General features: G+C 26.1%; 10 protein-coding genes. 9 read left to right on the top strand and 1 reads right to left on the bottom strand.

From position 1 onward, the window contains the following. The first annotated feature begins 374 nt into the window (after positions 1 to 374). The 9 genes from BUA19_RS04580 (at position 375) to BUA19_RS04545 (ending at position 13,319) form a co-directional block, all read left to right on the top strand. A complete protein-coding gene (locus tag BUA19_RS04580; protein ID WP_242939239.1) occupies positions 375 to 2,795 on the top strand; it encodes an SNF2-related protein in 2,421 nt (806 codons plus the stop codon). Beyond that, complete coding sequence (locus BUA19_RS11900) at positions 2,762 to 2,986, top strand: hypothetical protein (RefSeq protein WP_242939238.1); 225 nt, start codon at positions 2,762 to 2,764, stop codon at positions 2,984 to 2,986. The genes BUA19_RS04580 and BUA19_RS11900 overlap by 34 nt, the downstream gene beginning before the upstream one ends. A gap of 16 nt (positions 2,987 to 3,002) precedes the next feature. Next, positions 3,003 to 6,179, top strand: coding sequence for a site-specific DNA-methyltransferase (locus tag BUA19_RS04575; RefSeq protein ID WP_072724161.1), 3,177 nt, complete (start codon positions 3,003 to 3,005; stop codon positions 6,177 to 6,179). Positions 6,180 to 6,191: 12 nt separating this feature from the next. Beyond that, complete coding sequence (locus tag BUA19_RS04570; RefSeq protein WP_242939237.1) at positions 6,192 to 9,359, top strand: DEAD/DEAH box helicase family protein; 3,168 nt, start codon at positions 6,192 to 6,194, stop codon at positions 9,357 to 9,359. A 114-nt stretch (positions 9,360 to 9,473) separates the two neighbouring features. Next, positions 9,474 to 10,238, top strand: a complete 765-nt coding sequence (locus BUA19_RS04565; protein WP_072724157.1) for a DUF1444 family protein — start codon at positions 9,474 to 9,476, stop codon at positions 10,236 to 10,238. Between the two features lie 93 nt (positions 10,239 to 10,331). Continuing rightward, a complete protein-coding gene (locus BUA19_RS04560) occupies positions 10,332 to 10,541 on the top strand; it encodes a hypothetical protein (protein WP_072724155.1) in 210 nt (69 codons plus the stop codon). A gap of 48 nt (positions 10,542 to 10,589) precedes the next feature. Further along, positions 10,590 to 10,859 carry a hypothetical protein gene (locus BUA19_RS04555; protein ID WP_072724153.1) on the top strand — a complete coding sequence of 90 codons (270 nt, stop codon included), beginning with the start codon at positions 10,590 to 10,592 and terminating at the stop codon, positions 10,857 to 10,859. Positions 10,860 to 10,922: 63 nt separating this feature from the next. Beyond that, positions 10,923 to 11,270, top strand: a complete 348-nt coding sequence (locus tag BUA19_RS04550) for a hypothetical protein (protein ID WP_072724152.1) — start codon at positions 10,923 to 10,925, stop codon at positions 11,268 to 11,270. A 282-nt stretch (positions 11,271 to 11,552) separates the two neighbouring features. Next, positions 11,553 to 13,319, top strand: a complete 1,767-nt coding sequence (locus tag BUA19_RS04545) for a TOTE conflict system archaeo-eukaryotic primase domain-containing protein (protein WP_072724151.1) — start codon at positions 11,553 to 11,555, stop codon at positions 13,317 to 13,319. 123 nt (positions 13,320 to 13,442) lie between these two features. Here the strand turns inward: BUA19_RS04545 and BUA19_RS04540 are convergent, their stop codons facing one another. After that, entirely contained in the window at positions 13,443 to 14,333 is an 891-nt protein-coding gene (locus BUA19_RS04540) for a tyrosine-type recombinase/integrase (protein WP_072724149.1), read from the bottom strand. Between the last annotated feature and the right edge of the window lie 238 nt (positions 14,334 to 14,571).

The raw sequence follows: 14,571 nt of genomic DNA, 5'->3' as shown, positions 1-14,571 counted from the left end.
AATTCATTAAAAATAAAGTCAAGTAAAAAACTAATAAAGTTCCTATTATGAACCTAATGTTTTTGTTAGGAACGTTATATGAACGTTAAATAAGGTTACAAATGATTTTAAACGAAAAATATATGGAAAAGTGATTTTAGAAATGGTTTCCTTATATAGAAAAGGGGGAATGGAATAATTCTAAAATCACTTTTTGATTTTAGAATTGAAAATAGAAGAAAATTATATATCATAAAAAATTTTATTTAGCCATTGTTTATATAGTGATTTTATGCTAATATTTAAGCTTTATAGATTGTGTGTTATAATCTTAGGTGTTAAAATAATTGGGAACAAAACACATGATATAGATATATTAATTTAGGGGGATAAAATTGAATTATACAGAATATCATACAAAATATTATGCAAATGAATTAATTAGAAAGAACTCATGTAACACCATAGAGAAATTATCAATGTCATTGTTTGATGCTACCGTTGACTTAAATCCACATCAAGTTGAAGCAGCTTTATTTGCTTTTCGCTCTCCTATATCCAAGGGAGTAATATTGGCAGATGAAGTTGGTTTAGGAAAAACCATTGAGGCAGGACTTGTGATGTGTCAATATTGGGCTGAAAGAAAAAGAAAAATATTAGTAATTTGTCCGTCTTCTTTGCGTAAACAGTGGAGTATTGAATTAAAAGAAAAATTTAATTTGCCTAGTACTATATTAGAAACAAAAACATATAACGAGAAAAAGAAAAATGGTATTATTAATCCTTTTGAACAAAATGAAGTAATAATAGTATCAACACATTTTGCTAATAGAAAAAAAGAGGATATAAGACTTGTAAACTGGGATTTAGTAGTGATAGATGAAGCACACAAGCTAAGAAATGTTTATAAAAAGAATAATAAGATGGGAAATGGAATTAGGTGGGCTGTTGAAGATAAGAAAAAAATTCTTTTAACGGCTACCCCATTACAAAATTCATTGTTGGAATTATATGGGTTATCTATATTGATTGACGAACATATTTTTGGTGATATAAAATCATTTCGTTCACAATTTATAAATCAGGGTGAAATAGCAGAGTTAAAAGAAAGATTAAAAACATTTACTCATAGAACTTTAAGAAAAGATGTTCTTGAATACATAAAATATACAGAGAGGCATCTACTTACACAAAAATTCAGCGCAACAGATGAGGAATATGAATTATATGAAAAAATATCGGAGTTTTTACAAAGAGAAGATACATATGCCATACCCAAAAGTCAAAGAACATTAACAACTTTGATTCTTAGGAAATTGTTAGCTTCTTCAACTGAAGCTATTATTGGTACATTAAAGACTATAAAAGATAGGCTTATTAAAATTAAAGATGGATTTGAGACAGAGAGTAACTTATTTGAAGATTATATAGATGATGTAGATATTTTATGTCAAGTACATGAGGATAATGAAGATATTGAAGATGATGATAATATTGGTTTACAACAAAAGGTAATAAATATAGAAAAAATAGAAAATGAAATCAAAGAAATTGAAAAGTTTATTAGTTTAGCAAGAAAGATAAAAATAGATACAAAATCAAATGCATTGCTTAAAGCTATTGAAATAGGTTTTAATAAACTTGATTATATTGAATGGCTTGAAAATAATAAAAATACAGGAAAAATTAGTGGCTCAAAATCGGCTGATAAAAGGGCATCTTTGATTGAATATTTTAGAGATAAAGCCGAAATCATGATAGCTACAGAATCAGCAGCTGAAGGGGTTAACTTACAGTTTTGTTCACTAATCATCAACTATGATTTACCTTGGAATCCACAACGAATAGAACAGAGAATAGGAAGATGTCATAGATATGGACAAAAACATGATGTCGTCGTAGTTAATTTTTTGAATGAAAGAAATGCTGCTGATAGAAGAGTTTATGAGCTTTTAGAGAATAAATTTAACTTATTTAAAGGTGTGCTTGGTTCATCAGATGAGGTTCTTGGTAGTTTAGAATCAGGAGTAGATTTTGAAAGAAGAATTTTAAATATATATCAAAACTGTCGAAATCCAGAAGATATAGAGAGAGAATTTAACATATTACAAAAAGAAATGGAACAAACAATTAATTCAAAAATGGAAGAAACTAAGAAAAATCTACTTGATAATTTTGATGAAGATGTTCATTTAAGATTAAAAGTGCAGCTAGATAAAGCAAAATTGTTTCTAGATAGATATGAAAAATTATTTTGGAGATTAACAAAATATGAATTAAAAAACTTTGCGGAATTTGAAGATGAAAAATTAACTTTTAATCTTTACAAGAACATTAATGGAGCATTTGTAAAAGGTAATTATAAATTAATTTCTAAAGATAAAAATAAGAAAAATATTGATGGTAATTACTTATATAGAATATCTCATCCAATTGGAGAATATGTAATCAATAATGCATTAAAAAGAGACTTAAAAAAATCAAAATTAATATTTGATATTACAAATCATAGAACAAAAATATTGGTTATTGAACAGCTAAAAGGTAAAAGTGGTTCTTTAATTTTAAGTAAATTTACTATAGATTCTTTTGAAAGAGAAGAATATTTATTATTTAATGGATATTTAACTTCAGGAGAAATACTTCCCCCTGAAGTATGTAAAAAGTTGTTTGAATGTGGCGCAAGTGTTGATAAATCAAATTTTACAAATAGTTATGAAGAGAGATTGTTAAATGATTTTAAGCAACATGCAAGAGCAATATTAAATGAAGTTATGGAGTGTTGGAAAGACAAGCTAGAAGAGCTATATCATTAGAAGAACAAAATGATTTAAATAAAAAGATAAAAGAACTAGAAAGGTTAAAACGAAAGCAGAGAAGAGATATTTTTGATATTGAAGATGAAGTTAAACAAAAAAGAGAAGAATTAATTGAAGCTCTTGAAAAAAGAATGGAACATAAGACCAATTTAGAAACATTATTTATTATAGATTTTGAAGTAAAATAGAAAGTGAGGAATACTTATGAGTGATAAACTAAATAAGTTTAAAGAATTGCTTAGAACAATATTTGAAATGGATAAGGCTGATTTAGATTTTGGTATTTATAGAATTATGAATCAGAAAAGAGATGAGATTAACAAATTCTTAGATGAAGACTTATTACCCCAAGTAAAAGATGAGTTGTCTAAGTTGGGAAGTAAAGATGTAGAAGATAAAAAGAAAGAATTAGAAAAATTAAAAATAACTTTAGAAGATGCGGGGGTAATTGCAGAAGAAACTCCAAAATATCAAACGCTTAAAAATGAAATAGAAAGTAGTATTGATATAGCTTCTTTAGAAAATGAAATATTCTCTAGTTTAACTAATTTCTTTAGCAGATACTATAAAGAAGGAGATTTTATATCAAAAAGAAGATATAAAGAAGGAGTTTATGCTATTCCTTATGAAGGTGAGGAAGTTAAACTTCATTGGGCTAATGCTGACCAATACTATGTTAAATCTAGTGAAAATTTTAGGGATTATGCATTCAAATTAGATGATGGTAAAATTGTACATTTTAAAGTGGTAGAAGCATCTACTGAAAAAGATAATAACAAAACTCAAGATGGTGAAAGAAGATTTGTTCTAAATGAAGAAAAGTTTATTGATATTATTAACGGTGAATTAGTAATTTATTTTAATTTTGTAATAAGACCTAAAGGTGAGAAGAGAGAAAAAATTAATGAACAAACATTGAAAAAATTATTAGAAAGCATAACAGCTAATTCACCATATAAAGAATTTATTGGTTTATTTGTTAATAGACCTACTGAAAAAAATAAAAAAAGAACTTTACTTGAAAAACATTTAAATGATTATACAGCTAAAAATACTTTTGATTATTTTATTCATAAAGATTTAGGTGGATTTTTAAGAAGAGAATTAGATTTTTATATCAAAAATGAAGTAATGTTTATTGATGATATAGAAGAAGATGAACAGAAGGTAATAAAATCTATATCAAAAGTGAAAGTAATAAAGAAAATAGGGAATAAAATAATTAAATTTTTAGAGCAATTAGAAAACTTTGAGAAAAAGTTATGGGAAAAGAAAAAGTTTGTTATAGAGACTAATTATTGTATTACATTGGATAAGATTGATGAAAAACTTTATCCTGAAATTATTAATAATAAAGAGCAGATAAAAGAATGGAAAGAGCTATTTGCAATTGATGAGTTAGATGGATATAGTGAAGAATTAAATATTGATTTTCTTAAAAAGAATCCATATCTAGTTTTAGATACAAAATTTTTTGATGGAGGTTTTAATGAAAAACTATTATGTGATTTTGAAAATTTAGATGAAGAGATTGATGGTTTACTAATCCATAGTGATAACTTTCATGCATTAAATCTGTTAAAAGAAAAGTACGAGCAACAAGTGAAGTGTGTTTATATTGACCCACCATATAATACTAATGCGAGTAAAATAGCTTACAAAAATGGATATGAACATTCAAGTTGGATATCTTTAATGGAAAGCAGATTAAATTTAGCTAAGGAATTCATGGCTCAAAATGGAATAATTCAGGTTGCAATTGATGATTATGAATTTAGATATTTAAATTTGTTAATGGAATCTGTTTTTGGTCGCAATAATATGATTTCTAATATTGGGATTTTTACAAATCCTAAAGGACGTGACCAAGAATTCATTGCTCAAGCTCATGATTATACTATTATGTATGGTAAAGACAAGAGATATTCAGAGACATACAACTTTGAACTTTCAGAAGAAGAGATGAAGGCTAAATACTCTAAAGGAGAAGGTCAAGAATCCTATAGAGAATTACCTTTGAAACGAACTGGTAGTGGGAAATGGCGTGAAGATAGACCATATATGTTTTTTCCATTTCTTTATGATGAAAAAAAAGATGTAACATTAATTATTCCAAAAGAAGAATATGATAAGATTTATGACAAAGATACAGACTCTTTTGATGATGTTTTTCTAATGGAATTAAAGAATAAATATGAAATGAAAGGTTTTATATTTATATTACCAACGGACTCAAATGGTTCATATTTGAGATGGAGATGGGGATATGAGAGTTGCGTTAAAGGTATTGAAAATGGCTCTTTATTTACGAAAAAGACAAATGCTGGAAAGTATAATATTTATGAAAAAAATATGGGAGATGCTTATTATACGCCTAAGTCATTATGGATAGGTGAAAAATATGATGCATCAAGTAAAGGAACAAATTTATTAAATTCAATAATACCTAATAATCCATTTGATTATCCTAAGAGTTTATATACAGTTGAAGATAATTTAATAATAGGAAGTAATGATAATTCATTAGTTCTAGATTTCTTTGCAGGTTCTGGAACTACAGGGCATGCTGTAATTAATTTAAATCGTGAAGGTAAAGGGAAAAGAAAATATATTCTAGTGGAAATGGGAGAATATTTCAATACTGTTACAAAACCTAGAATACAAAAAGTAATATATTCAAAAGACTGGAAAAATGGAAAACCTGTTTCGAGGGAAGGTTCTTCTCATATATTCAAATATATAAAATTAGAATCTTATGAAGATACATTAAATAACTTACTTTTAAGAAATGATATAGATAGATTATTGTTAGAATCAAATAAAGATTTTAAAGAAGATTATATGCTTTCATATATGCTTGATGTAGAAACAAAAGGAAGTAACTCTCTTCTTAATGTTGATAAATTTAATAATCCGTTTAGATATACATTAAATATAGAAAGAAATCTTGAAACAAAGAAAGTGAATGTGGATTTAGTTGAAACATTTAATTATTTGATTGGACTTAAAGTAAATAGAATAGAAAAAACTCAAAAGTTTAATGCTATATCAAGTAATGAAGGTGAGGGAGCAAATAGCGTAAAGTTAGAGCAAAGTAAAGAAGGGAATTATCTATTCAAAGAGGTGGAAGGATATTTGCCATCAGGTGAAAAAGCATTAATAATTTGGAGAACATTAACAGGAGATTCTGTTAAAGATAATGCAGCACTAGATGCATATTTCTTAAAGAAAAGATACAGTACATTAGATATGGAGTTTGATTATATTTATGTAAACGGAGATAATAATTTACCTAATTTAAAAGTAAATGAAGACAAGTGGAAGGTTATTTTAATAGAAGATGAATTCCATAAAAGAATGTTTGAAGAAAAAGGACTTTAGGGGGTGAGCATCTTGTTAGAAGTAAAGTTTTATAATCAGTTAGTTCTCTATAAATATTTTTTAAAACTCTTTAATGTAGATGATTTTTCAAAATTAAAAGATGCTCTTAAAGCCCCTTCATTAGAAGAATTAGATGAAAATAATATAAGTGAGATTTACAGTCAAATAATATTTAAAAAATTATTTAGTTCTGAATTAAATAAGGATATATTGCTACAATATGACCAAAATATTGTAAAACATACTTTTAGAATAAGTAGAAAAAGAGAAGAGAAAATTAAGTGGAAATATTTTCAATACTTATCATTACTTTTTACAGAGATTTATTTAGATAGATATTTTAGTGATAAGTCTGCATTATTAAAGAGTTTAAATGAATTTGTAGATGAATTTAATAATGATTTGCCTAAAAAACAACATATAGAGAAATACACTGAACAAGATTTATCAAAATTAGCATTTTGGAATGCAACAGGGTCAGGAAAAACATTATTGATGCATATTAACATATTGCAATTTATGCATTATGCACGTAAATATGGTAAGTCAAAAGATATAAATAAAATAATATTATTAACTCCAAATGAAGGATTATCAAATCAGCATAAAAATGAATTTGAACTATCAGATTTAAAAGCCGAATTATTCAGTCAAGATTTATTTGGTTTTAGTATAAAGGAAGAAATTGATAAAATTCAAATTATTGATATTCATAAGATAAAAGATGAAAAAGGTGTAAAAACTTTTTCTGTTGAAGCATTTGAAGGGAATAATCTAGTCCTTGTAGATGAAGGTCATAGAGGTTCAAGTGGAGACGATTGGAAAGAAAAGAGAGATAAACTATGCGAAGAAGGTTTCTCATTTGAATATTCCGCAACCTTTGGTCAGGCAATAGGTGCAGCAACAGGCAAGAAAAAAGAAATTCTTAGACAAGAGTATGCAAAATGTATTTTATTTGATTACTCATATAAGTTCTTTTATGAAGATGGTTATGGAAAAGATTACAAAATATTTAATATGCAAGATGATAATATAGAAGAGCAGCGAAATTTATATCTTACAGCATGTGTATTGTCATATTATCAACAATTAAAATTGTTTAAAGACAAAAGACAGGAGTTTATTTCATACCGTATAGAAAAGCCACTATGTATTTTTGTAGGAGGCAAAGTTAAAGCAGTTAGGACAGAACGAGGAAAAAAAGTATCGGATGTAGTAGATGTGTTATTGTTCTTGTCAGAGTTTATTAAAGAAAAAAGAAGAAGTATAGAGTATATTGAGCGATTATTAAATGGTAGGTCAGGTTTATTAAGTAGCGATAAGAAAGATTTGTTTGAAAATAATTTTGATTATTTAATTAACAAAGAAGTGACTGCTCAAAAGACCTATGACGAGATTTTAAAGGAAGTATTCCTTACCACAAGTGCAGATGTTAATCTTCATATAGATAATTTAAAAGGTGCAGATGGTGAAATTGGGCTTCGTGCAGGTGATAATGATTATTTTGGAGTAATAAATGTTGGTGATGTAAATAATCTGCTTAAATTATGTGAAGAAAATGAATTATCTACAGATACTAGGGACTTTTCTGATTCGTTATTTAAAAATATTAATGATAAAGATTCTAAGATTAACATATTGATAGGCTCTAAAAAATTCTCTGAAGGATGGAGTAGTTGGAGAGTTAGCACAATGGGGCTTATGAATATTGGTAAAAAGGAAGGTTCTGAAATAATACAATTATTTGGTAGAGGGGTTAGATTAAAAGGTTATAAATTTAGTTTAAAGAGAAGTAGCGAGATTGATGAAATAAAAGGGAAAAGGCCAAAGTTTATAGATTATATAGAAACTCTAAATATTTTTGGGATACGTTCTGATTATATGGCGCAATTTAAAGAATATTTAGATGATGAGGGGGTACCTACAGAAGAACCTGTTAAAATTGTAATACCTACAATATCTACTTTTGATAAAAATAAAAAATTGAAAACTTTACAAGTGAAAAAAGGATTGAATTTCAAGAAGAATGGACCAAAGCCTGTTTTAGATATGCCTACTGCGTATATGCAAAATAACAAAGTTGTTCTTGACTGGTATCCACGAATACAAGCTATACAGAGTAGACAATTAAAACAACAATCTATTGCTAATATGGAGATGTATTATTTAGAGGATAAGAACTTAGCGTTTTTAGATTATGATAAAATATATTTTGAGATACAGAATTTTAAGAATGAACGTTCATGGTACAATCTTATTATTCATAAGGACAAAATAAAAGAAATATTAAAAGATAAGTCATGGTATAAACTTTTTATACCAAAAGAAGAACTTGAATTTTCAAGTAGAGGATTTAAAGATGTAGAAAAATGGCAAGAGATTGCAACTATATTAATGAAAAAGTATATAGATAAATTTTACAAAACTAAGAAAAAGGAATGGGAATTACCACATCTTGAATATGTTGAAGTAAATGAAAGTGATAAGAAATTGATTGAGGATGAATATAGGTTCGAAATTAATAGAGATGAGACAGCTTTAATTACTAAAATAAATCAATTAAAAGAAGCTATAGAACAAGGTAAGTTAAAAGACTTAGATTTTAAGAATTTCAATCAAGGAAGGTTTTATCCTTTTGCTTTTGAGAAACATTTATTTAATCCTTTAATCCATATAACTAAAGGAACTACAACTATTAAAGTAAAGCCAGTGCATTTAAATGAAGGTGAAAGAGATATAGTTTTACTATTAAAAGATTATTTTGAGAAAAATAATGACTTCTTCAAAGATAAAGAATTGTATCTTTTAAGGAACAAAGCTGGAAAAGATGGTGTAGGTTTCTTTGAAGCAGATAATTTTTATTCTGACTTTATTTTATGGATACTTCATGATAAGAGACAATATGTAACATTTATTGACCCAAAAGGACTAAGAAATCTAAAAGGTGAGACAGATGTAAAGATTGAATTTAATAAAACTATTAAAGATATACAAGAAAGATTAAAAGACCAAGATTCAAATATTACTTTAAATTCATTTATTATGTCTGTAACACCATATGAAGATATTAGTTGGTGGGGAAAGGGTATGACCAAAGCTGATTTTGCGAAGAAGAACGTATTATTCATAGCTGATAAAGAGAAGGCTATAGAGCAAATGCTAAGAAAAATAATTTCATAATTATACAATCTGCTAGAGAAATATCTTTAGCAGATTTTTCATTTTTTGGACCTGACAAGTTATAAAATGTGCGCTATTATTTATAATGTAAAGAATAATAAAGAAGGTGGTTTGTTGAATCAAGGAAAATTTATATCAAAATTTAAAATAGATTTAGAGAAAGAATTTGATGCTGTAAAAATAAAGGATAACAATATCTTTTTAAAGATAAAGAATACAGAGGTATGTTGCAGTTTGCAAGATGTATATAGGGATTATATTATATCGGGTGATTATAATAATGTAAAAGATTGGTATATAGAACTAATATGGGATGTAATATCTAAACAACATTATAAAATAAACCTAGATGTAATTTTTCCAGTTTTACGTCCTTGTACATTTGGTGGAGATAATGCTGAAAAATTTTACAGAGAGAAATTTGTAGAAGATATAATGGTATATTTTGTAGAAGATAAAGATGAATTATGGAAGTATTTAACTTTGAAAGAAATAGAGGATGGTGGATATAGCGTTGAGGAGATAAAAAATAAAGCGTTTCAAAATATAAATAAGATTACCAATTCATTAAATGTCTTAGATGAAAATATTAGAATTTATTCGTTAGCATTTGATAATCAATGGGGTTCATCTATTATATTATCAGAAAAGTTTAGGAAACAATTAGATAAAATCGGTAAAGATTTGCTAGTTGCCATTCCAGCACAGGATGTTCTTTTGGTCAGCAAATATAATCATGAAAATCGTTATATAATGAAAAATCTAGTGAAAGTTGAAATTGAAGAGACGTATAGGATATCAAATAAATTATATAGATATAAAAATAATAAAATAATGTTAGTTAAGGATAAAAATGTTAATTTACAATTGGTCAAATAATAATATATTACATTTATGCTGCAATTACATAAAATATGCTTACAATGCTTGTGTAAAGCGATATTATATAAATAAAAGAAGAGGTGATTTCAAATGAAATATACATTAAAAAATAAAATGATGGATATTGTTTTAACCCTTGTAACTGGGGTGATTACGTTTTGGGTTCTTGTGCATATATCTTCCAGCTACATACCAGAGATTAGCGCATACTGGAAACCTGCAGCTATGGTAGTTACTATATTTGGATTAAAAGAAGTTATTGAAATTTTAAGAGAAAAAGATATTTCCTTAGAAGCATAGTCACAGCTAAACTGTGGCTATTTTAAAAATAAGGAGAGTTTTTAGTACATGAGTGAACAAATCTATTTAATAAATGCAATGCTATCTATAGTATTGATTGTAACTTGTGCAATAATAGATAATAAATACATTAGTTCAAGAAATAGTAAAGATGCTAAAATTCAATTAGAAATTGATTTATCAAATCCATTCCAGTTACTATTACTGATTATAAGTTTGATGATAATTTTGTATATTAAGTATTTAACTATTATAATTACGTTTCTGTACGCAGGATGGATAATAATACAAATAATAAAATTCAAAAACCAAAACTAATAGCTTGAAACTAGATAATTAAAATAACTATAATCCATATATCACAGAATATGGAGGGATATTATGAATTATACTAAAGATTATAAAGAAGAAGTTACTTTATCTATTGGAATGGTGAAGTTTTTAAATAAGCTCATTAAATATCATATAAATATTTTGAAACAAGTATATAATATAACAAAAGAAGATTATTGTATAAATCAAATTGAAATATGTGAAATATTATTACTAAAGTTATTTTTATATACACTAAATCATAAAAAAGAAATCTCATTAACACTAAATGCTAAGGAAGCAAAACTTTTAAATGATATTTGTTTTAATTATTTTCAAATTAATTACACAATAGTTAAAACTGATGAAGTTATGTTGGACGAATTAAGAAAATTTTATAAAGTTATAATCAATTAAGTGGAGGAGCTTAGATGCTTCTCCTTTTATATTTTAAGAACAAAGATTATGTGAACATATTATACAAATAATAACTATGTACGTCTTATATGTAAGTATATAAATATCTATAATGCTTATTCAGTTCATTTATGTACATTATATAAAATTATTGATTATTAGCAGAGGCTCTGATGAAAATTCAGAGTTTTTTATTTTACAAAAAAAGACAACGTAATAATTGGAAAATGAAAATGAAAGTTCTTATAATGCATGCACTTTACCAAAAAGGGGTGTATGCATATGTTAGAGTTTTTAAATTTAATAAAATATAAAAAAATACAAGATTTATTTCCAGGAAATATAAATGAAAATTCAGAATTCAAATGCCAAATATGTGGTAAGGAAATGAGCACATTTCATTCTAATCATCTAAAAACACATAATATAACAAAAAATGATTATATAAAGAAATATGGATTTCCAAATAGATATCATGAGCAAAAATATATACTAGATATGATAATATATAAAATTTATTCACTATATATATCCAATACAAAAAAATGGATATATTTAGATAGTATGAGTCGTAGTTATATTACTGTTCAAGAAAGAAAATTTCACAAAGGAGATGTTTTTAGGCATTTAAAAGGAGATAATACATTGGGGATATTTCCTTTTGAAAAGTATGTTAAATGGATGATATTTGATATAGATGCGTATTATTCTATATTAGATGCACAAGAAGTAGCATTTAGTATAAAACATTTTTTACAAGGATATATTCCACCAGAACAAATTCATATAACTTATTCTGGAAATAAAGGATATCATATAGAATTATTTTTTAATAAATTTGTTGCAATATCTGATTTGATAGAGGTATTTTCAATAGTTCTAAATGAAATATGTATAGAGCAATTTGAAGGGGTAAATGTAGAGTTAAGACCAGAAGAAAAAGGTGTTAATGGAAAGGGTATAAAACTACCATGTGGCATCAATCATGCAAATGAAGATGAATCGAAAAATTATTGTGCTTTTATGAACGGTTTATTTGAAGAAGTAGAAAATGAAGTGGAGTATATATTAAATATTGAAAAAACGGACCATAAAATAATTGACCAAATCATTGAGGATTATAAGTTCATTGATAAAATTCAGTATGGAGATAAATATTTATACAATACAAAAAAAGTAAAGCATAAAGATAATAATGGAGATGGAAATACTTCTTTAAAATCTGAAGAAATGTTTATAAACAAAGATATTTGTGTTGAAAATTATAATCATATTACCATTCAAAAATATTTAAAAGAAGGTCTTTCACAACTAGGAACAAGGCATGATATTAGTTTTTTAATTGCTATATATCTTAAAGATAAAGGGTATTCTAGAGAAGAAAATGAAAAGAAATTATTGGAATGGAGTATTAAACAAGTAGAAAAAGGTATGTCTAAATCTTCTAATGTAGAGATAATGAGAGAAATAAAAAACATATCTAATTATGTATATAATCCTAAGAATAATTGTCATTTATCAAGATTAAAAAAAGACGTTTGCATAACAAAATCTGATTTATTGCTGTTTGAACAGTTAAATAAAAATTCTTTGGGAACAGGAAAGCGTGTAATTAATCATCAAAAAATATTATATGCACTTATTGTTCATAGTAAACGATATAAAGAAGATAATGGACAGTTTTATATGACATACACTCAAATACAGGAGTCAACGGGTATAGGGAGTAGAAATACTATTTGCAAATGCATTACAGATTTACATGAATGGGGATATATTACAATTATCTCACGAAATAAAAAAAGTAGTGAAAATACTAAAAGAAATAAAGCAAATGTCTACTGCATTAATCAAAAGAATGTTGAATTAGATAGCAATATTTTTAAGTTATGCAATAATAAAGATTTATGTGATAATTGTTTTCTATGTATGCTAAAGAAATGTTATAATACAGAGGATTTAAATAAAGTTGTTACAAGGCGTATAAAGGATAAAATAAAAAAACTTAATGATGATAATTGTATTCTTAATAATGAAAGTATAGATTAGTATAACATATATTAATGCTTATTCAGTTCACTTATGTACATTTTTTTTAGAGTAGATTGAAAGAACATTAAATTTCATACCTAATATAATAAGAGGAACTACATAACATAGTTCCTTTTGTATTTAGAGATTTTCTAAAGAGTTTATAGCTGCAATTATATCTTCTTTTTCTGTACTTAAATATTTTTGAGTAGTTGTAATACTGCTATGACCAAGTAAGTTTTGGGCAACATTAATAGGATTAGATTTTACAATTTGTGTAGCAAAAAAACTTCTGAATCGATGAGGATGGATTTTTATACATGTTAAGTATTGGTATTTCAAAAATCTTTTATATAGACCAGACCTTGTAAATTGCTTTGCTCGTTCACTTATAAGTAAATATGGTGAGTTTTTGAATTTGTGTTTATTTCTCCATGGTAGATAAGATTCTAATGCTTTTCTAATATCTAGGTGTAAAGGAATGAGGCGTTCTTTTCTATTTTTACCAATTACTCTTAAATTTGAACCTCCTATACGCTCTGTGATAGTTAAATCAGAAACTTTTATATTTATAGCTTCTGTAATTCTGACACCTGATTTGGAAAAAAGTTCAAAAATAAAAATATCTAGCACATTTCCTTCCTTATATATAGCTCTTTTTATTCTTTTAAATTCCTTTAATGTGAATGTCTTTTTCTGAATTGAATTATTAAGTTTTATTTTCTTTAAAGCTACAGCAGGATTTGTTTTAATAATGTTTTTGTTCTGTAAAAAAGTAAAATATTCCTTTATTGCAGCAATGCGATTGTTTATAGTATTTGCTTTTAATCCCCTAGTTACCATGTAAGTTCGCCAGTCTTGCAAATCCATAAGAATAATATTGCTAGCAATGAATTCTTCATCAAATGTCTCCTTATAATAATTAATAAAATTCATAACATTAAGGTTGTAAGTTTTTAATGTACCATTTGATTTATCGTGGGCCTTTAAATATTCCATAAAATCATTCATATAAAATCCCTTTTCATTCATAAAAAGTCCTCCTTCAAATAATTATAAAGAATTTTATCGAATTTATAGAGGGATTTTCAAGTAGTATTGGAGTATATGTTATTAGTGCAATATTCATAAAAAATAGCATTAAAATATTTTGTTCCGAATTTTTTTGTACTTAATTTAAATTTCAGAGGTTTCTAGAGCTGATAGTTTCGTTTCTAAAAAATATTAATTCGGAGACAAACATCTATTTGTTACTAAGGTTTTGTGGAGA

The organism is Tepidibacter thalassicus DSM 15285, from assembly GCF_900129915.1.
Taxonomy (GTDB): Bacteria; Bacillota; Clostridia; order Peptostreptococcales; family Peptostreptococcaceae; genus Tepidibacter; species Tepidibacter thalassicus.
Note: the sequence above shows the minus strand (reverse complement) of the source record. Positions and strands in the feature narration are given on the sequence as shown.